This window comes from Pseudomonas lactucae (assembly GCF_016937615.1).
GTDB classification, from domain to species: Bacteria; Pseudomonadota; Gammaproteobacteria; order Pseudomonadales; family Pseudomonadaceae; genus Aquipseudomonas; species Aquipseudomonas lactucae.
On sequence record NZ_JAFHKI010000091.1, the window covers coordinates 40,222 to 58,375 of the forward strand.

Genomic DNA, 18,154 nt, shown 5'->3' on the forward strand with positions numbered 1-18,154 from the left:
ACTCCTATCAGGCGTTACCTGGCTCAGCGTCAACTGCATCATCACCTGCTGCGCTAGGCAGACGGATTGGACGAACAGGGACGACTGTCGAGATAGCGTGCTTGTAAACCATCTGGCTGACGGTGTTTTTCAGCAGGATCACGAACTGGTCGAACGACTCGATCGTGCCTTGCAGCTTGATACCGTTGACCAGATAGATGGAAACCCCCACTTTCTCTTTACGTAAAGTATTCAAGTAAGGGTCTTGTAGCGAATGCCCTTTTGACATGTGCCGCACTCCTTTAAGGATCAATAATAAAAAATCGGAAAATAGGTAGCTCAGGGCCGTCACACCCCCAAGGATAGACGGCAATTGCAAGGACTCAGCTCAATATGGAGACCGTTCCCAAGTATTTCAAGGCGCGTGACAGATTGTCGCTGTCCAGGCTGTCCAACCAGTGCAAATCGCTCCAACTGCGCAGCCAGGTGAACTGGCGCTTTGCCAATTGGCGCGTGGCAATGATGCCGCGCTCCTGCATTTCGGCTGACGTCAGCTTGCCATCCAGATGATCCCAGACTTGGCGGTAGCCTACAGCACGTATCGAAGGCAGCCCTGGATGCAGGTCACCTCGTGAACGCAGTGCTACGACCTCGTCGATAAACCCCTGTTCCAACATAATTGTGAATCTTTGTGCAATTCGTTCGTGCAGCACCTGGCGATTTGCCGGAGCAATCGCCAGATTTGCCACAGTATAGGGCAATTGTGACTGTCCAGATGCGCCTGCGTCAGCACTTTGCGCAGTTTGTTTCAGCCGCAGTTCAGTCATGGTCTGGCCGCTGACACGCCAGACTTCCAGCGCGCGACTGAGGCGCTGGGGGTCATTGGGGTGAATACGCGCCGCCGATACCGGGTCCACCGCCGCCAGCTGGTCGTGCAGGGCTTGCCAGCCAAGGCGTGCAGCCTCTTCTTCAAGTTCGGCGCGCACCTGGGCATCGGCGGCCGGCATGTCGGCCAAGCCTTCCTGCAAAGCCTTGTAGTAGAGCATCGTGCCGCCCACCAGTAGCGGGATATTGCCCCGCGCGGTGATTTCGGCCATGGCGGCCAGGGCATCGCTGCGAAAATCCGCGGCGCTATAGCTCTCGGCCGGGTCGATGATGTCGATCAGGCGATGCGGATGCTGGGCCAGCAGTGCTCTGGAAGGCTTGGCCGTGCCGATGTCCATACCCCGGTAAACCAGGGCAGAGTCGACACTGATCAGCTCGCACGGCAGCACCTTGGTCAGTTCGATGGCCAGGTCGGTCTTGCCCGCGGCCGTGGGGCCCATCAGGAAGATCGCGGGGGGCAAGGCACTCATCAACGGCCGCGCAAAAACAATTTGTCCAGATCGTCCAGGCCCATCTGGGTCCAGGTTGGTCGGCCATGGTTGCACTGACCGCTGCGCTCGGTGTTCTCCATGTCTCGCAGCAAACCGTTCATTTCCGGCAGAGCCAGGCGGCGATTGGCGCGAACGGCACCGTGACAGGCCATGGTGCCGAGCAATTCGTTGATATGCGCCTGGATACGGTCACTGGTGCCGTACTCCATCAGGTCCGCCAGCACGTCAGCCACCAGTCGGTTGGCTTCGGCTTGTTTGAGCAAGGCGGGAATCTGGCGAATCGCCAGGGTTTCCGGGCCGAGGCGTTGCAGTTCGAAGCCCAGTTTCTGGAATACGCTGACATGTTCTTCGGCGCAATCGGCTTCGCGCTGGCTGACCGCCAGGGATTCCGGCACCAGCAGCGGTTGGCCGCTGAGGCCTTCGCTGGCCATGGCGATCTTCAGGCGTTCGTACATGATTCGCTCGTGGGCGGCATGCATATCCACCAACACCAGGCCGTGGGCGTTTTCCGCAAGGATATAAATGCCCTTGAGCTGCGCCAGCGCATAACCCAGCGGCGGAATGTCCCCGCCGCCTTCCGGCAAGGACACCGCCGCGCCTGGCTCAGCCCCAGGCAGCGGCGCGAAGAACTCGCGATAGGCCGCCTGGGCCTCGGCTACCGGTACGGTCGATTGTGGACGCGGGGTGTATTGGTATTGATAACCCGCACCCGAGCCGGAACCCGGCGGCGACGAGTAGGAAGGCTGTGGCGATGGTGATTGCAGCAGGTTGCCCGCCAGGCTCATTTCACCTTGTGGGCCGAACTCTCCGGCTTCGGGGCCGCTGGGGCGCACCACCGCGGTCACAATCGGCGCCGACAGTTGATCATCCGGGCGCACATCGCCCAGAGCGCGATGCAAGGTGCCATACAGGAAGTCGTGCACCATGCGCCCATCACGAAAGCGCACTTCGTGTTTGGTCGGGTGCACGTTGACGTCGACCACGGCAGGGTCGACCTCGAAAAACAGTACGAACGTCGGATGCCGCCCGTTGAACAGCACATCGCGATACGCCTGGCGCACCGCGTGGGCCACCAGTTTGTCGCGCACCGCGCGGCCGTTCACGAAGAAGTACTGCAAATCCGCCTGGCTACGGGAGAACGTCGGCAACCCGACCCACCCCCACAGACGCAGGCCATTGCGTTCGATCTCGATCGGCAGCGCCTGCTCCAGGAAGCCTGCACCGCAGATCGCCGACACACGACGTGCCCGCGCGGCCTCGTCATGGGCTTCGTGCAGGCTGAGGATGGTCTTGCCGTTATGGCGCAGGTGGAACGCCACGTCGAAACGCGCCAGGGCCAGGCGCTTGATGACTTCTTGCAGATGATCGAATTCGGTTTTTTCGGCTTTGAGGAATTTGCGCCGCGCCGGCGTGTTGAAGAACAGGTCGCGCACTTCCACCGAAGTGCCCACTGGGTGCGCCGCCGGCTGGACCCGAGGCGCCATGTCACGGCCCTCGGTTTCCACTTGCCAGGCCTGCTCGGCGTTGCGCGTGCGCGAGGTGAGGGTCAGGCGCGCCACGGAGCTGATCGACGCCAGAGCTTCACCGCGAAAACCCAGGCTCATCACCCGCTCAAGGTCTTCCAGGTCGCGGATCTTGCTGGTGGCGTGGCGGGCCAGGGCCAGCGGCAAGTCATCGGAAGAGATGCCGCTGCCGTCGTCGCGCACGCGCAACAGTTTGACACCGCCCTGCTCCACGTCGACATCGATGCGCTTGGCGCCGGAATCGATACTGTTTTCCAGCAGCTCCTTGATCACCGATGCGGGACGCTCGACCACCTCACCCGCAGCGATCTGGTTAGCCAGGCGCGGGCTGAGCAATTCAATGCGCGACCCGCTATCCAAGGTTGATTCGCTCATTACTGTGCCGCCAATTCAGTGCCAGGGATGGTCAATACCTGTCCAACTTTCAATTCATCGGTTTGCAGATTGTTGGCGCTGCGCAAGGTCGCCGCCGACACCTGGAAGCGCACCGCCAGCATTGCCAGGGTGTCGCCGGGCTGGACGCGATGGTCACGCGAGCCCTGGGCGATTTTGCCGGAGTCACGCAGCCAGGCGATGTAAGTGCCCGGCGGCGGGTTCTGCTGGAAGAACTGGCGCACGCCAGCGCTGATGGAGCGCGCCAACGCCTGCTGGTGGCTGGCGCTGGCCAGCTTGGAGGCTTCGTTGGCGTTGGAGATAAAACCGGTTTCCACCAGGATCGACGGGATGTCCGGCGATTTCAGCACCATAAACCCGGCCTGCTCCACACGCTGTTTGTGCAGCGACGTCACGCGACCGATATTGCTCAGGACCTTCTGACCCACGTTCAGGCTGGAGGTCAGCGAGGCGGTCATCGACAGATCGAGCAAGACCCCGGCGAGCATCTTGTCCTTGTCATCGAGGGACACATTACCGGCGCCACCGATCAAGTCGGAACGGTTTTCGCTGTCGGCCAGCCAACGGGCGGTCTCGGACGTCGCGCCGCGATCCGACAGGGCAAACACCGAGGCACCAAACGCGGCGCTGGAGGGCGCGGCGTCCGCATGGATCGACACGAACAGGTCGGCGCCCTTCTTGCGCGCAATTTCGGTACGTCCGCGTAACGGAATGAAGTAGTCGCCGGTACGGGTCAGTTCGGCGCGGTAGCCTTTCATGCCGTTGACTTGGCGCTGCAGCTCGCGGGCGATGGCCAATACCACGTCTTTTTCATGCTGGCCGCGTGAGCCGGAGGCGCCCGGGTCTTCACCGCCATGGCCGGCGTCGATCACTACGATGATGTCGCGCTTGCCGGCCGGCGCCGGTGGTGGCGGCGGCAATTTGACCTGGGGCTGTGACGGGTTGACCGGCACGGCCGGCACCGTCGCCACGCTCGGGGTCGGCGCAGGCGGCGGTGCGGCATCGGCGGCGTTGTCGAACAGGTCGACCACCAGGCGGTTTCCGTACTGGGCATTCGGGGCCAGGGAGAAGCTTTTCGGCGTCACCACCTTTTTCAGGTCGATGACCACCCGCAAGTCGGTCGGCGTGCGCTGGGCCGAGCGCATGGAGGTGATCGGGGTGTTGGCCGTGGACACCTTCAACGCGCGGCCAGGGTCGCGCCGTTAATGTCGATGACCAGGCGATCAGGCGCCGTGAGGGTAAAAACACTGTGCTGGACCGGGCCAGACAGGTCGAACACCAGTCGCGTGTTATCCGGTGCTCGCCACAGGCGCACACTTTTCACCTGTGAAGCAGCCAGAGCATTGACAGTCATTGCCGCAAGCAACACCCCTACGACAGCAACCAACGCGCGAAAGCGCATACCTAACCCCACCAATTATTTGAATTCCAATGCCAGAGCCACACACCACGATTCACCGCGCGGGCTCTGGGGCAACAACTTCAGCTGACGTCCGTGCTCATGCGGCGTAATGGTAATGGTCAGGTCCGGCTTTGGCAAAAAGCCTGTGCCTTTATTTGGCCACTCGATCAGGCACAGCGCATCGTCCTCGAAATAATCACGGATGCCCATGAACTCCAGTTCTTCGGGGTCGACCAGCCGATAGAGGTCAAAGTGAAAAGCGCGCAGGTCGCCGATCTCATAAGGTTCGACCAAGGTAAATGTCGGACTTTTCACCGCCCCGGCATGGCCCAAACCGCGGATGATCCCGCGTGACAGCGTGGTCTTGCCCGCCCCCAGATCGCCTTCGAGAAAGATCAGCCCCCGACCCTGTGTGGCCCGCGCAAGACGATGACCAAACGCCACCATGGCGTCTTCATCGGCCAGGAAAAGGATTACTTCAGACACGGAGACTGCTCCTCCAACAATTGACGAATGGCAGGGATCAGGTCACTGGCCGCCAAGCCGCGACCCAAAGTGCCCTGGCGCTCTCCCGCCGTGGCATGCACCCAAACCGCCAGGCAGCTTGCCTCATAGGCGGGCATGCCCTGGGTCAGCAACGCCCCCACCAGGCCGGCCAGCACATCGCCCAGCCCCGCCGTCGCCATCGCCGGATGGCCTTGATCACAGCGCGAAACACGTCCATCCGGGCTTGCAATCAAACTGCCAGCCCCCTTGAGAATAGCCACCGCATTAAATGCCTGACTCAACGCGCGCGCCACCTTAAGACGGTCAGCCTGAACCTCGGCTGTCGAAATGCCCAGCAAACGCGCGGCCTCGCCCGGATGCGGTGTAATCACACAATTGGCTGGAAGGCTCACGCTGCCGGTTGCCAGTTGATTCAACGCATCGGCGTCCCACACCTGCGGCTGGCGCGCATTGGCGGCGACTGACAACAGGCTTTTACCCCAGGACGCCTCGCCCAGGCCTGGGCCAATGACGATGACCGAGATTTTTTCCAGCAGGCCCATCAATTGGTTGGCCGAGCTCACGCCGACCGTCATGACTTCCGGCAGTCTTGCCAGTGCTCCCGGCACGTTTTCGGGCCGGGTCGCCAGCGAGACCATGCCGGCACCGCTGCGCAATGCGCTTTCGGCGCTTAGCAATGCCGCGCCGCCAAGACCATGGTCACCGCCGAGCACCAGCAAGTGTCCGAACTGGCCTTTATGGGCACTGGGGGAACGCGCAGCCAGTTGCGGCAAATGGCCGAACAACAGCGGCTGAACGTCGGTTATTGGGTGTTTTGTCTGAGGCATGCGTCTTCAAGCTCCGATGTCTGGCAGAATTATACGCATCTAACCTGTGGTTTCCCCTGTCTCATGCCCGCTATTACCTTCGATCTGCCCGCCCTCGCCCAATCGATCAAAGACTGGGGCCGCGAGCTGGGCTTTCAACAAGTCGGCATCAGCGGCCTTGACCTGGCTGAGCATGAACAGCACCTGCAACGCTGGCTCGACGCGGGTTACCACGGCGAGATGGATTACATGGGCGCCCACGGCAGCAAACGCTCCCACCCCGAAGAACTGGTGCCGGGCACCTTGCGCGTGGTGTCGCTGCGCATGGACTACCTGCCCGGCGACACGCACATGGCGCAATTGCTGGCCCAGCCGGAAAAAGCCTATATCTCGCGCTACGCCTTGGGCCGCGACTACCACAAGCTCATCCGCAAGCGCGTCCAGCAACTGGCCGACCGCATCCAGGCGCAAATCGGCCCGTTTGGCTTTCGGGCCTTTGTCGACAGCGCGCCCGTGCTGGAAAAAGCCATTGCCGAACAGGCCGGCCTTGGCTGGATCGGTAAAAACACCCTGGTACTCAATCGCAAGGCCGGCAGTTATTTCTTCCTGAGTGAACTGTTTGTCGATTTACCGCTGCCGCTCGACGAGCCCCACCGCACTGAACATTGCGGCCGCTGCACCGCGTGCCTGGACATCTGCCCGACCAACGCCTTCGTCGGCCCCTACGTGCTGGACGCCCGGCGCTGTATTTCCTACCTGACCATCGAATTGAAGAGCGCGATCCCTGAAGACCTGCGCCCCCTGATCGGCAACCGTGTATTCGGTTGTGATGACTGTCAGATCGTTTGCCCGTGGAATCGTTTCGCCCGATCCACCGCCGAGGGCGATTTCCAGCCACGGCATAACCTGGATAACGCGGAACTGGCCGAATTGTTCATGTGGGACGAGGATAAATTCCTCAGCAGCACCGAAGGTTCGCCCTTGCGTCGGGCCGGCTACGAGCGCTGGCTGCGCAACCTGGCGGTGGGCCTGGGCAATGCACCGTCGAGTATTGTGGTGCTGGAAGCCTTGAAGGCGCGCCGGGATTACCCGTCGGAGCTGGTACGCGAACATGTGGAGTGGGCGCTGAACCAGCACGCCACACGCTAGTGCACGTCGTCGTTGTAGACGAACTTGGGCATTTCCCAGTGGAAACGGATCGCCAGCAGGCGCAATAGAAAGCCGCTGAACAAGGTCAGCAGAATCGCTTGCTCACTGGGCAGTTCCAGATAAAGGCACAGCAAATAGAACCACGCCGCGAGGAACGACACGCTGGCGTACAGCTCGCGGCGGAAGATCAGCGGAATGTCGTTGCAGAAGATATCCCGCAGAATGCCGCCGAACACCCCGGTGATCACCCCGCTGACCGAGGCCACCAGCATGCCGTGGCCCATTTCCAGCGCGGTCATGCAGCCGATCAAGGTGAACGCGACCAGGCCCACGGCATCCAGCGCGAGGAACAGCGAGCGCAGGCGACGCATCAAGGGTGCGATAAAGATCGTCACCAGCGCCGCGATGGAGGTCAGCACCAGATATTCCGGATGCTTGACCCACGTCAGCGGGTAGTGGCCGAGCAATACGTCGCGTACCGAGCCGCCGCCCAATGCCGTCACACAGGCGATCAGCACCACACCAAACCAGTCCATGCCACGCCGGCCGGCGGACAACGCGCCGGTCATGGCTTCGGCGGTGATGGCGATGAGGTAGAGCATCAGCAACATGATGGCGATCCTTGCAAAGAGGCCGGCAGTCTAATCATTTGCTGATGGCACCAAAAGAGGGCGCTTGGCGATAAACCGAGTCGTCTTCCATCGGGGGCAAGCCCCCTCCCACATTTGGAATGTGTTCACAAACTAAAATGTGTGGGCTTGCCTACTATGACGTCAGCTGAGTCGCTACAGCTTCAGGCCTTGATGAAATGCTTGCGGTAATGCTGCAGCTCGGCAATCGACTCGCGAATATCATCCAGCGCCAAGTGAGTGCTGCCTTTATGGAAGCTGTCCTTGACCTCTGGCGCCCAGCGTGCGGCCAGCTCTTTAAGCGTCGACACATCCAGGTTGCGGTAGTGGAAGTAGCTTTCCAGCCCCTTCATGTGCGTATAAAGGAAGCGACGGTCCTGGCAGATGCTGTTGCCACAGATCGGCGACTTGCCCTTGGGCACCCATTTTTCCAGGAAGGCGATGGTTTCGGCTTCGGCTTCGGCCATGCTGATGCGGCTGTCGCGCACACGCTGGGTCAGGCCGGAATTGCCGTGGGTGCGGGTGTTCCACTCGTCCATGGTGGCCAGCACCGCGTCGCTGTGGTGGATCGCGATCACCGGTCCTTCAGCCAAGGTGTTGAGGTTGCTGTCGGTGACAATGGTGGCCATCTCGATGATGACGTCGGTGTCGGGGTTCAGACCGGTCATTTCCAGATCGATCCAAATCAGGTTCTGTGGGTTTTGCATGGCTTGATTCTCTTGGCACCTTGGCGTAGCTGCGCAGTTTAGCAGGCGGGGCCGTGCTAGACTCGCGACCGTTTTACCCAAACCTTTGCATTATCGACACGGAACACCAATGGCCAAACGCCAGCTCAATCGTCGCCAAAACTGGCGCATCGAAAAGATTCAAGGTGAACGCGCCGCGCGCGCCGCCAAACGTGAATCCTCCGCCGTGGAAGCGCTTGAAGGCGGCGACCTGGGCCCCGAGCAAACGGGCCTGGTGATCGCGCACTTCGGGGTGCAGGTCGAAGTCGAGACCCTGGAAGGCGAGCTCGCGGGCTCAGTGTCCCGTTGCCACCTGCGCGCCAACCTGCCTGCGCTGGTGACCGGCGACAAAGTGGTGTGGCGTGCCGGCAACCAGGGCATCGGCGTGATCGTCGCCCAGTTGCCGCGCACCACCGAACTGCGCCGGCCCGACAGCCGCGGCCAGCTCAAGCCGGTGGCGGCCAACGTCGACATGATCGTGATCGTGTTCGCGCCACTGCCCGAGCCTCATGCCAACCTGATCGACCGCTACCTGGTGGCCGCCGAGCATGCCGGCATCCGCCCGCTGTTGCTGCTGAACAAATTCGACCTGATCGACGAGCAGAACGCCCCGGCGCTGAATGCGCTGCTGGCGGTCTACCGCACCCTCGGCTACCCGGTGCTGGAAGTCTCGGCCCATCACGGCAATGGCATGGAACAGCTGCAGCAGCAGCTCGACGGGCGTATCAGTGTGTTCGTCGGCCAGTCCGGCGTGGGCAAATCGTCGCTGGTCAACAGCCTGCTGCCGGAAGTCGACACCCGCGTAGGCCCGCTGTCGGAGCTGTCCGGCCAGGGCACCCACACCACGACCACGGCGCGGTTGTTCCACTTCCCCGGCGGCGGCGAGTTGATCGACTCCCCGGGCATTCGTGAATTCGGCCTCGGCCACGTCAGCCGCAGCGATGTGGAGGCGGGCTTCATCGAGTTCAACGACCTGATCGGCACCTGCCGCTTCCGCGACTGCAAACACGACCGCGAACCGGGTTGCGCGCTGCTCAAGGCCCTGGAAGACGGCCGCGTGCAGCAGCAGCGGATGAACAGCTATCGGTCGATTATTGCGAGTTTGCCGGAGAGCAGTTACTGAACACCCCTCGCAGTACCGGGTAAGCACGCTTGCTGTGGTGAGCTGGCTTGCCCGCTCACCACATCTCCATAAAGTACTTACGACCCAGCTTTAGGCACCGTAGGATCTTTCACCCCACCATCATCAAACAGGTTCAGCTTCTGCCGCAGCTCGTGGGCCGGCAACGGCTCCTGCCCCGGCGGGATCGCGTTCGGGTCGGCAGGCACTTCGCCTGGCGCACCGGCACCTGGGGTCGGCTGCGGCTGATCACCTTCAATCGCACGCTGGGCCTTTTTGGTCAGCACGACAATGTCGATGCGCCGGTTGGCCGGATTGAACGGATCCTTGTGATCAAACAGCTGCGAGGAGGCAAAACCCACCACGCGAGCGACCTGCGGGTCCGGGTAGCTACCGGCCACCAGTGCACGGCGCGCAGCGTTGGCGCGGTTGGCCGAAAGCTCCCAATTGCCAAAGTCGCCCTGGCCTGCATACGGCTTGGCGTCGGTGTGGCCGCTGATGCTGATCTTGTTCGGCACCGTCTTGATGGTGTCGGCCATGGCCAGCAGGATGTCTTCGAAGTACGGTTTCAAGCGGGCACTGCCAGAGTCGAACATCGGCCGGTTGGCGGCGTCGGTGATCTGGATGCGCAAGCCTTCCGGAGTGATCTCGAACGAAATCTGATCCTTGAACTTCAGCATCTGCGGATTTTCTTCGACCTTGTTCTGCAACTCTTGCAGCAGCAGCTCAAGGCGCTCCTGCTCGACCTGCTCGGCCATGGTCTCGACGGTATCGCGTTCGATCGGAATTTTTTCCTGCGGCGCTTCGGTCTTGACCTCGGGGTTGATGGTGCGCTCAGGCGCCAACTGCGGCGAGCCGCCCAGGTCGATCACAAAGGGCGTGCCGCTTTCCGAAAAGCCAATCGGGTCTTTGAAGTAGCCGGCAATGGCGATCTTCTGTTCAGGCGTGGCCGTAGACATCAGCCACAGCACCAGGAAGAACGCCATCATCGCCGTGGCAAAGTCGGCAAAGGCGATCTTCCAGGCGCCACCGTGGTGCCCCGCAGCGAAGCGCTTGACGCGCTTGATGATTATCGGCTGGTTGTTTTCCATGGCTTAGCGACCGCGAACCGCTTGTTCCAGCTCGGCGAAGCTTGGGCGATGCTTCGGGTACAGGACCTTGCGACCGAACTCCACCGCCAGCGACGGCGGCATGCCGGAAGCGGATGCCACCAGGCTGGCCTTGATCGACTCGTACAGGTTGATTTCTTCCTTGGCGTCGTGGGCCAGGGAGGTCGCCAGCGGGCCGAAGAAGCCGTAGGCCGCGAGAATACCGAAGAAGGTCCCCACCAGGGCCGCACCTACGTGCATGCCGATAGCCGCCTGGTCACCCTCGCCCAGGGAAGCCATGGTCACCACGATACCGAGTACCGCCGCAACGATACCGAAACCGGGCATGCCGTCAGCGACGCCGGTCACGGCGTGGGATGGATGCTCCAGCTCCTCTTTAAGACTGAACAGCTCCATGTCGAACAGGCCCTCAAGCTCATGGGGAGCCATGTTGCCGGACGACATGATGCGCAGGTAATCACAGATATAAGCGGTCATGCGCTCGTCTTTGAGCACAGCCGGGTACTTGGCGAAAATCGGGCTGGCCGCGGCGTCTTCGATGTCGGCCTCAATGGCCATCATGCCTTCGCGGCGGCTCTTGTTGAGGATCTCGTACACCAGGCCCAGCACTTCCAGGTAGAAGGTGTGGGTGAAGCGCGAACCGAACATGCTCAGCGATTTTTTGATCACGTGCATGGTCATGTAGCCGGGGTTGGCCTGCAGGAAAGCACCCAACGCCGCACCACCAATAATCATCACCTCAAAAGGTTGGATCAGTGCCGCAATTTTACCGTGGGACAGGACGTACCCGCCGAGCACGCTCGCGAAGACGACGATGATGCCGATAATTTTAGCCATAGGAGATGAGTACTTGCGCCGTCGGGTTCATGGACATATTTGGGGGAACTGAAAAACTCTTGTTCTACTTATCGGCAAAACTGCGCCAGACTATAGGCCGTTAAGGCGAAAAGCCAGTTCGGCCCGCTCCGGGCGTGTTGACCGCAAGTGATGATCGCGCCCCAATCATGGCAAATGAAACGACAGTCCCACCTGTAAGACCTTTCTCTCTCGCCGCTTGGATCAAGCGTCTGGACGAAGTGCTGCTGCCTGTTCCCCAGGCCAGCCACGACCGCGTATGCAAGGCAATCCGCGACAGCCGCAGTTCGTTGCGAGATATTGCCGAACTGATGCAAAACAGCCCGGCGCTGGTGCTCAGTGTGATGCGCGAGGCCAACAGCCACACCCATGGCAGCCTGGCGGAACCGGCTGAAAACCTCGAAGTGGCGCTCAACCGCCTGGGCCTCAAGCGCGCCGAAGAATTGTTGGCGCGCCTGCCCTCGGTGCCGGCCCATGAGATTCCCGTGGCGCTGCGCCAGTTATTGCTGGTGAGCCAACACGCGTCACAGCAAGCCAATGGTTTGTTCGGCAACCGCCTGGCGCGACTCTGGCAGGACATTCATTGGGGCAGCCTGCTGTTTCTGTCGCCGCTGTGGCCGATGGCCGTGGCTTATCCCAAGTTGCTGGAAGAATGGGAGCTGCGCGTCATCCACAAGGGCGAGTCGGCACGCAAGGTCGAGCAGGAGCTGTTCGGCGTGCGTCTGCTGGACCTGTGCCTGGGCCTGAGCGACGCCTGGCATCTGCCGATCTGGGTTTCGCAAGGCTATACCCTGATGCAGAGCGAACAGCGTTTGTTGGTCAAGGCGCTGCATATCGCCCGCGAGGACGACGCCCTGCGCCACCAGCAACTGCTCGACGCCGAGCCCAACCTGCGCCGCTGGCTGAACCAGCCAGCCAATACCGTGCTGCTGGCCAATGGTCTGGCGATGTCCGCCCAGGAATCCTGGAGCTGCCCGCACACCCAGCGCTGGCAGTACCTGACCGCTTTATACCTGCAACAGCCCTTGGCCGAGGTGCAGCAACATTCCCATCAACAAGCCGTGACCAGCGCCCGCACCACCCTGATGCCCGACCTCTGGCACCCGGCGCTGTCGTTGATCTGGCCATGGCATGTACAGAAGATTCATCGCGGCCTGCTGCCGGCAGCGCCACCCACCGCCGAGGCACTGGCGATCTGGCGCAAGCGCTGCACCGAACTGCTGGTAGAGCCAAGCCGCTTTGCCAACGCCATGCACCTGACCACTTGCGCCAAGGAAGCCCTGGTGGCCAGCGGCATGCAGCGGGTCATGCTGCTGATGACCGACCGCGCCCAGAGTACCTTGCGTGTGCATCAGGTCGACGGCCTGCCGAAGGACGCCGCCAACCTGAGCCTGGACGCGGTCAACAGCACGCTGTTGCAGCGGCTGCTGGAAAAGTCTGCCCAGGTACGCCTCACCCCGGATAACCATGCCCAGTTCTCGGCCTTACTGCCGCCGATCCTGCGCCGCCTGTTCAACGGTGAACACCTGCTGCTGCGCTCGCTGAGCTGCAACGGCAAGGTGGTCATGCTGATGGTGGCCGACCAGGGCGGCGGACCGTTCTCGGAAACCACCGTGCAGGCCTTCGGCAAAACCGCCCAATGCATCGAAAAAGCCCTGCACTGCTTTACCAACCGCAGCGTCTGATGCTTGCGCTACAATCGCCCTCCTTTATCGCCAACATTTGTGCCCAGGAGACCTCACATGCCTGACTTCTCTGGCTTGCCGCTGGTGATCGAATCCAGCGACCTGATCGGTCGCCTTGATGCCGAACACCTGATTCTGGTGGACCTCACCAGCGCCGCCCGCTACGCCGAAGGGCATATCCCCGGCGCGCATTTCGTTGACCCCAAACGCACCCAGCTGGGCCAGCCGCCGGCACCCGGCCTGCTGCCCAACAAGGCTGATCTTGAGAAACTGTTCGGCGAACTGGGCCACACCCCGGACGCCACCTACGTGGTCTACGACGACGAAGGCGGCGGCTGGGCCGGACGATTCATCTGGATGCTCGACGTGATCGGCCATCAGAAGTACCACTACCTGGACGGCGGCCTGCTGGCCTGGCTGGAAGAAAAGCACCCGATTTCCACCGACGTGCCGCCCCCGTCGGCGGCCCGGTCAGCCTCACGCTGCACGACGGCCCCACCGCCACCCGCGAATACCTGCAAAGCCGTCTCGGCGCCGCGACCTGGGCATCTGGGACGCACGCGGCCCGCTGGAATACTCCGGTGAGAAGGTGCTTGCCGCCAAAGGCGGGCACATCCCCGGCGCCGTGAACTTCGAATGGACCGCCGGCATGGACAAGGCGCGCAACCTGCGTATCCGCCGCGACATGCCGCAGATCCTCGAAGACCTCGGGCTAACCCGCGACAAAGAAATCATCACCCACTGCCAGACTCACCACCGCTCTGGCTTCACCTACCTGGTGGCCAAGGCGCTCGGTTATCCGCGAGTCAAAGGTTATGCCGGTTCCTGGGGCGAATGGGGCAACCACCCCGATACCCCCGTTGAGATTTAAGGTTTAAGGACAGTTATGAAAAAGCAGTTGTTTATCCTCAGCCAGTACTTGCTGCCGCACCATTTGCTGTCGCGCCTGGCCGGCTGCATTGCCGAGTGCCGTGTACGCTGGTTCAAGAACGCGTTCACCACCTGGTTCGCCAAGCGCTATCAAGTGGACATGTCCCAGGCCCTGGTGGAAGACGTGACCGCCTACGAGCACTTCAACGCCTTCTTCACCCGCGCCCTCAAGGACGGCGCGCGCCCGCTGGATCAAACCCCAGGCGCGGTGCTGAGCCCTGCCGATGGCGCGGTCAGCCAGCTGGGTCCGATCGAACATGGTCGTGTGTTCCAGGCCAAGGGCCACAGTTTCAGCGTGTTGGAATTGCTGGGTGGCGATGCGGCCGTGGCGGCACCTTTCATGGGCGGCGACTTTGCCACCATCTACCTGTCACCGAAGGACTATCACCGCGTGCACATGCCATTGGCCGGCACCTTGCGCGAAATGGTCTACGTGCCAGGACGGATTTTCTCGGTCAACCAGACCACCGCCGAAAACGTACCGGAACTGTTTGCGCGCAATGAGCGTGTTGTCTGCCTGTTCGACACCGAACGCGGCCCAATGGCCGTGGTGCTGGTGGGTGCGATGATTGTGGCGTCGATTGAAACCGTGTGGGCTGGTCTGGTCACGCCGCCGAAGCGCGAACTGAAAACCTTCCGTTACGACGAAGCCGCGCGTGCGCCGATTCATCTGGAAAAGGGTGCCGAGCTGGGCCGCTTCAAGCTGGGTTCGACCGCGATCGTGCTGTTCGGGCCGGATCAGGTGAAGTGGGCTGAAGAACTGGTGGCCGGTTCGCCGGTGCAGATGGGCCAGGGTATCGCGTTGCCTAAAGCCTGATCTGAAAACTGCAAGGATCAAATGTGGGAGGGGCTTGCTCCCACATTTTTACTGCATTTCTTCAGTTACAACTGACCATCACGGTCGCGAAAGCCCAGCAGGTAAAGCACGCCATCCAGCCCCAGGGTCGAAATCGCCTGCTTCGCCGATTGCTTGACCAGTGGCTTGGCGCGAAACGCCACGCCCAACCCGGCAATCGCCAGCATCGGCAAGTCATTCGCCCCGTCGCCGACCGCAATGGTCTGCTCCAGACGCAAGCCTTCCTTGTGAGCCAATTCCTTCAGCAAGTCCGCCTTGCGCTGGGCGTCGACAATCGGCTCCACCGCCACACCGGTCACTTTGCCGTCCACCACTTCGAGTTCGTTGGCGAACACGTAGTCGATGCCCAGCTTGGTCTGCAATTGCTTGGCGAAGTAGGTGAAGCCACCGGAGAGGATCGCGGTCTTGTAGCCCAGGCGCTTGAGTTCGGCGAACAGGGTTTCGGCGCCTTCGGTCAGGCGCAGGGACGCACCGATGGAATCCAGCACGCTCACATCCAGGCCCTTGAGCAACGCCAGGCGTTCCTTGAAGCTGGCACGGAAATCCAGCTCGCCGGCCATGGCGCGCTCGGTGATCGCCGACACCTGCTCGCCCACCCCGGCGGCCTTGGCCAGTTCGTCGATGACTTCGGCTTCGATCAGCGTGGAATCCATGTCGAACACCGCCAGGCGACGGTTACGGCGAAACAGTGAGTCTTCCTGGAAGGCGATATCGACGTTCAGCTCCTGGGCCACGCTGAGAAACTCGGCGCGCAGGGCTTGCGGATCGGCCGGTTCACCGCGCACGGAGAACTCGATGCAGCCCTTGCCTTGATCAGCCGGTGTGTCCAGCGGCATGCGCCCCGACAGACGGTCGATATGATCGATATTCAAACCGTAGTGCGCGGTGATCGAGCTGACGCGCTGCAGCTGTTCAGCCGTGACCTTGCGCGTCAGCAGAGTAACGATGTGGCGTTTCTTGCCCTGACCGGCCACCCAATGCCGATAATCCTCTTCGGACACCGGGGTGAAACGCACCTGCTGATCGAGTTTGTACGCGGTAAACAGAATGTCCTTGAGCACGGACGAGGCCTGCTCGGTGCTGGGGATTTCCACCAGGATGCCGAACGACAGCGTGTCGTGGATCACGGCCTGGCCGATGTCGAGAATGTTCACACCACCCTGGGCCAGGACACCGGTAATGGCGGCGGTAAGACCCGGGCGGTCCTCCCCGGTGATGTTAATCAGGACAATTTCGCGCAAGGCGCACCCCCAGGCTGGAAAAAAACCGCATTCTACCCACTTTCAGTGACCATCGGGCACAGCCAGCGCTTTGCCGGTGTTAGGCCTGTCGCTATACTGCGCGTCAACTTCACGGACCAAGAGCCGAGCTCAAGTGAACCGGCCCACGCCAGTAAAAACCGATAACTTCTTCCTGCTGATCTTCCGGGCACTGCGCCACCGCCGTGTACCGATCGCATTACGCATCGCCAGCCATAACGTGATCCTGGTCGCCCTGGCCCTGGTGATCTACGCCTGTGTGATGGGTTTGCAGTTCAAGCAGGCCATGCATGAGCAAGCCGACGCCCTGGGCGAGAGCCTGACCACCCAGACGGCCACCTCGGCGACTGAGTTGCTGGTGTCCAACGACATCCTCAGCCTGAACGTGCTGCTCAATAACCTGACCAAGAACCCGCTGGTGGCCCACGCCGCCATCTACAGCGTGGACAACCGCATCATGGCCGAAGCCGGGCAGCGCCCGAAGAATGGCCTGCTGGGTGAAGCCGAAGGGCTGTATCAGAGCAACATTACCTTTCAGGATGTTAAAGCCGGTCAACTGCGCATCAGCCTCGACATGCAGCAGTTCCAGCAGCCGATGACCATCAGCCTGCAGAGCATGGGCATCCTCAGCGCGATCCTGCTGGCATTGGCCCTGGCCTTGAGCCTGCGCCTGGGCCGGCATATCTCCACGCCATTGATGCAGCTGCGCATCTGGCTGCGGGATATCGACGAACACACCCCGGCCACCGATCGCCAGGATGAAATCGGCGACCTCGCCCGCCAGCTCCATGCCAGTTTCGCTCCGGAGCCGGTGGTGCCTGAGGTAGAGCCCGAGTTCGATGACGGCGACTACGACGAAGCGTTTGAGGTCGAGGACGCCCCGGTGGCGGCTTGAAGCCCGCTGCGCACAAGGCGTTCAAGGCCGAAGAGGACGAGCCGGACGACGAAGACCCGTTCGCCGACCTGCGCGACACTTCGGCCAGCGCGCCGGCTGTCGCCCCCAAACTGCTGCCGGTCAAGAGCACCGAACCCCAGTACAGTGCCGTACTGGCTGTGCAACTGGGGGCCCAGGACCAACTGCGGCGCCTGCCCCGCGCCCGCCTGACCGAATTGCTCGAGCGCTACCGCGATTGCCTCGACCAGGCTGCCTCGCTGTACCAGAGCGAACTGCATACCCTCAACGATGGCAGCACACTGATGCTGTTCCACAGTGAAGACAGCGGTGAGGACTACCTGACCAACGCCATCTGCTGTGGCGAATTGCTGCGCGCCCTGGGCCATGCCCTGCAGATTGAAGTGGCCGACAGCGGCATCACCTTGCAATTGCAGCTTGGGCTGACCGTGGGCGATGACCTGTTTGGCATGAGCCAGATAGACCTGCTGCTCACCGAAATCGCCCAGGACGCCCTGGCCCTGTCCCAGCACAGCCGCAATCTGCTGCTGGTAGAGCGCAAGATCAGCGAAGACACGCTGATCCGCCAACGCGCGCGCATCCGCCCGATTGCCAGCCCTGAAGGGGCCAGCTGTGTGGAACGTTTGATGGAGCCGTATCCGTCGATGCTGGAGCGGCAGTTGGCGCGGATGCATGAGACCCGCAAGCCCTGAAGCGCAATGAAGTACCAATGTGGGAGGGGCTTGCCCCCGATAGCATAGGGTCAGTCAATACATCAGTGATTGATCCACCACTATCGGGGCAAGCCCTAATGCCAGTCAGTTAAGGGACAACACTGTTTGTGGCGAGGTAGCTTGCTCCCGTTGGCCGCGAAACGGCCCCGCTCTTGTTTACAAAGAATGGGACTGCTGCGCAGTCCAACGGGAGCAAGCTCCCTCGCCACAGATCACTTTTTACCC

14 protein-coding genes and 3 pseudogenes are annotated in these 18,154 nt (G+C 61.7%); 6 read left to right on the plus strand and 11 right to left on the minus strand.

The features are described from left to right. Positions 1 to 7: 7 nt before the first annotated feature. The 6 genes and pseudogenes from hfq to JWR98_RS17170 all read right to left on the minus strand — a co-directional run bounded on the left by hfq (position 8) and on the right by JWR98_RS17170 (position 6,007). Positions 8 to 268, minus strand: coding sequence for an RNA chaperone Hfq (hfq, locus tag JWR98_RS17145; protein WP_028615514.1), 261 nt, complete (start codon positions 266 to 268; stop codon positions 8 to 10). 94 nt (positions 269 to 362) lie between these two features. Beyond that, positions 363 to 1,334 carry a tRNA (adenosine(37)-N6)-dimethylallyltransferase MiaA gene (gene miaA, locus JWR98_RS17150; RefSeq protein WP_078731318.1) on the minus strand — a complete coding sequence of 324 codons (972 nt, stop codon included), beginning with the start codon at positions 1,332 to 1,334 and terminating at the stop codon, positions 363 to 365. Next, on the minus strand, positions 1,334 to 3,253 hold the full coding sequence (mutL, locus tag JWR98_RS17155; protein ID WP_078731317.1) for a DNA mismatch repair endonuclease MutL: 1,920 nt from the start codon (positions 3,251 to 3,253) through the stop codon (positions 1,334 to 1,336). The genes miaA and mutL overlap by 1 nt, the downstream gene beginning before the upstream one ends. Next, positions 3,253 to 4,673 (minus strand): annotated as a pseudogene (locus tag JWR98_RS17160) (N-acetylmuramoyl-L-alanine amidase). Before JWR98_RS17160 ends, mutL begins: the two are co-directional and overlap by 1 nt. Before the next feature lie 15 nt (positions 4,674 to 4,688). Next, a complete protein-coding gene (tsaE, locus tag JWR98_RS17165) occupies positions 4,689 to 5,159 on the minus strand; it encodes a tRNA (adenosine(37)-N6)-threonylcarbamoyltransferase complex ATPase subunit type 1 TsaE (RefSeq protein WP_078731316.1) in 471 nt (156 codons plus the stop codon). Beyond that, on the minus strand, positions 5,147 to 6,007 hold the full coding sequence (locus JWR98_RS17170; RefSeq protein ID WP_205490632.1) for an NAD(P)H-hydrate dehydratase: 861 nt from the start codon (positions 6,005 to 6,007) through the stop codon (positions 5,147 to 5,149). Before JWR98_RS17170 ends, tsaE begins: the two co-directional genes overlap by 13 nt. A gap of 63 nt (positions 6,008 to 6,070) precedes the next feature. On the opposite strand from JWR98_RS17170, the gene queG reads away from it, so the two are divergent. Further along, the gene (queG, locus tag JWR98_RS17175; protein WP_078731314.1) at positions 6,071 to 7,135 is read left to right on the plus strand and encodes a tRNA epoxyqueuosine(34) reductase QueG; all 1,065 of its coding nucleotides are present in this window, start codon (positions 6,071 to 6,073) and stop codon (positions 7,133 to 7,135) included. Here queG and JWR98_RS17180 read toward each other — a convergent pair. Both JWR98_RS17180 and orn read right to left on the minus strand, forming a co-directional pair. Continuing rightward, positions 7,132 to 7,749, minus strand: coding sequence for a trimeric intracellular cation channel family protein (locus JWR98_RS17180; protein ID WP_175403002.1), 618 nt, complete (start codon positions 7,747 to 7,749; stop codon positions 7,132 to 7,134). The genes queG and JWR98_RS17180 overlap by 4 nt on opposite strands. A 179-nt stretch (positions 7,750 to 7,928) precedes the next feature. Beyond that, positions 7,929 to 8,471, minus strand: coding sequence for an oligoribonuclease (gene orn, locus JWR98_RS17185; RefSeq protein ID WP_003171343.1), 543 nt, complete (start codon positions 8,469 to 8,471; stop codon positions 7,929 to 7,931). Between the two features lie 109 nt (positions 8,472 to 8,580). On the opposite strand from orn, the gene rsgA reads away from it, so the two are divergent. Then, positions 8,581 to 9,612, plus strand: coding sequence for a small ribosomal subunit biogenesis GTPase RsgA (gene rsgA, locus JWR98_RS17190; RefSeq protein WP_205490633.1), 1,032 nt, complete (start codon positions 8,581 to 8,583; stop codon positions 9,610 to 9,612). 77 nt (positions 9,613 to 9,689) lie between these two features. Here the strand turns inward: rsgA and motB are convergent, their stop codons facing one another. Continuing rightward, the gene (gene motB, locus JWR98_RS17195; RefSeq protein ID WP_078731313.1) at positions 9,690 to 10,700 is read right to left on the minus strand and encodes a flagellar motor protein MotB; all 1,011 of its coding nucleotides are present in this window, start codon (positions 10,698 to 10,700) and stop codon (positions 9,690 to 9,692) included. A gap of 3 nt (positions 10,701 to 10,703) precedes the next feature. Beyond that, complete coding sequence (gene motA / locus JWR98_RS17200) at positions 10,704 to 11,555, minus strand: flagellar motor stator protein MotA (protein WP_003171338.1); 852 nt, start codon at positions 11,553 to 11,555, stop codon at positions 10,704 to 10,706. A 167-nt stretch (positions 11,556 to 11,722) separates the two neighbouring features. Here motA and JWR98_RS17205 point away from each other — a divergent pair, with 167 nt between their 5' ends. From JWR98_RS17205 to asd, 3 genes and pseudogenes are all read left to right on the plus strand, one after another. Further along, positions 11,723 to 13,258 (plus strand): HDOD domain-containing protein, encoded by a 1,536-nt coding sequence (locus JWR98_RS17205; protein WP_078731312.1) that lies wholly within the window; start codon positions 11,723 to 11,725, stop codon positions 13,256 to 13,258. Between the two features lie 57 nt (positions 13,259 to 13,315). After that, positions 13,316 to 14,129 (plus strand): annotated as a pseudogene (locus JWR98_RS17210) (rhodanese-like domain-containing protein). Positions 14,130 to 14,144: 15 nt separating this feature from the next. Next, positions 14,145 to 15,005, plus strand: a complete 861-nt coding sequence (gene asd / locus JWR98_RS17215) for an archaetidylserine decarboxylase (protein ID WP_003171334.1) — start codon at positions 14,145 to 14,147, stop codon at positions 15,003 to 15,005. A gap of 65 nt (positions 15,006 to 15,070) precedes the next feature. Here the strand turns inward: asd and serB are convergent, their stop codons facing one another. Continuing rightward, positions 15,071 to 16,285 (minus strand): phosphoserine phosphatase SerB, encoded by a 1,215-nt coding sequence (serB, locus tag JWR98_RS17220; RefSeq protein ID WP_078731310.1) that lies wholly within the window; start codon positions 16,283 to 16,285, stop codon positions 15,071 to 15,073. A 133-nt stretch (positions 16,286 to 16,418) separates the two neighbouring features. Between serB and JWR98_RS17225 the strand changes: the two are divergent. Next, positions 16,419 to 17,908, plus strand: a pseudogene (locus JWR98_RS17225) (AhpA/YtjB family protein). The last annotated feature ends 246 nt before the right edge of the window (positions 17,909 to 18,154 follow it).

Bases quoted from the DNA above. Each gene is read 5' to 3' on its own strand.
- hfq (WP_028615514.1), bottom strand. From the start codon at position 268: ATGTCAAAAGGGCATTCGCTACAAGACCCTTACTTGAATACTTTACGT.
- miaA (WP_078731318.1), bottom strand. From the start codon at position 1,334: ATGAGTGCCTTGCCCCCCGCGATCTTCCTGATGGGCCCCACGGCCGCG.
- mutL (WP_078731317.1), bottom strand. From the start codon at position 3,253: ATGAGCGAATCAACCTTGGATAGCGGGTCGCGCATTGAATTGCTCAGC.
- JWR98_RS17170 (WP_205490632.1), bottom strand. From the start codon at position 6,007: ATGCCTCAGACAAAACACCCAATAACCGACGTTCAGCCGCTGTTGTTC.
- queG (WP_078731314.1), top strand. From the start codon at position 6,071: ATGCCCGCTATTACCTTCGATCTGCCCGCCCTCGCCCAATCGATCAAA.
- orn (WP_003171343.1), bottom strand. From the start codon at position 8,471: ATGCAAAACCCACAGAACCTGATTTGGATCGATCTGGAAATGACCGGT.
- rsgA (WP_205490633.1), top strand. From the start codon at position 8,581: ATGGCCAAACGCCAGCTCAATCGTCGCCAAAACTGGCGCATCGAAAAG.
- motB (WP_078731313.1), bottom strand. From the start codon at position 10,700: ATGGAAAACAACCAGCCGATAATCATCAAGCGCGTCAAGCGCTTCGCT.
- motA (WP_003171338.1), bottom strand. From the start codon at position 11,555: ATGGCTAAAATTATCGGCATCATCGTCGTCTTCGCGAGCGTGCTCGGC.
- JWR98_RS17205 (WP_078731312.1), top strand. From the start codon at position 11,723: ATGGCAAATGAAACGACAGTCCCACCTGTAAGACCTTTCTCTCTCGCC.
- asd (WP_003171334.1), top strand. From the start codon at position 14,145: ATGAAAAAGCAGTTGTTTATCCTCAGCCAGTACTTGCTGCCGCACCAT.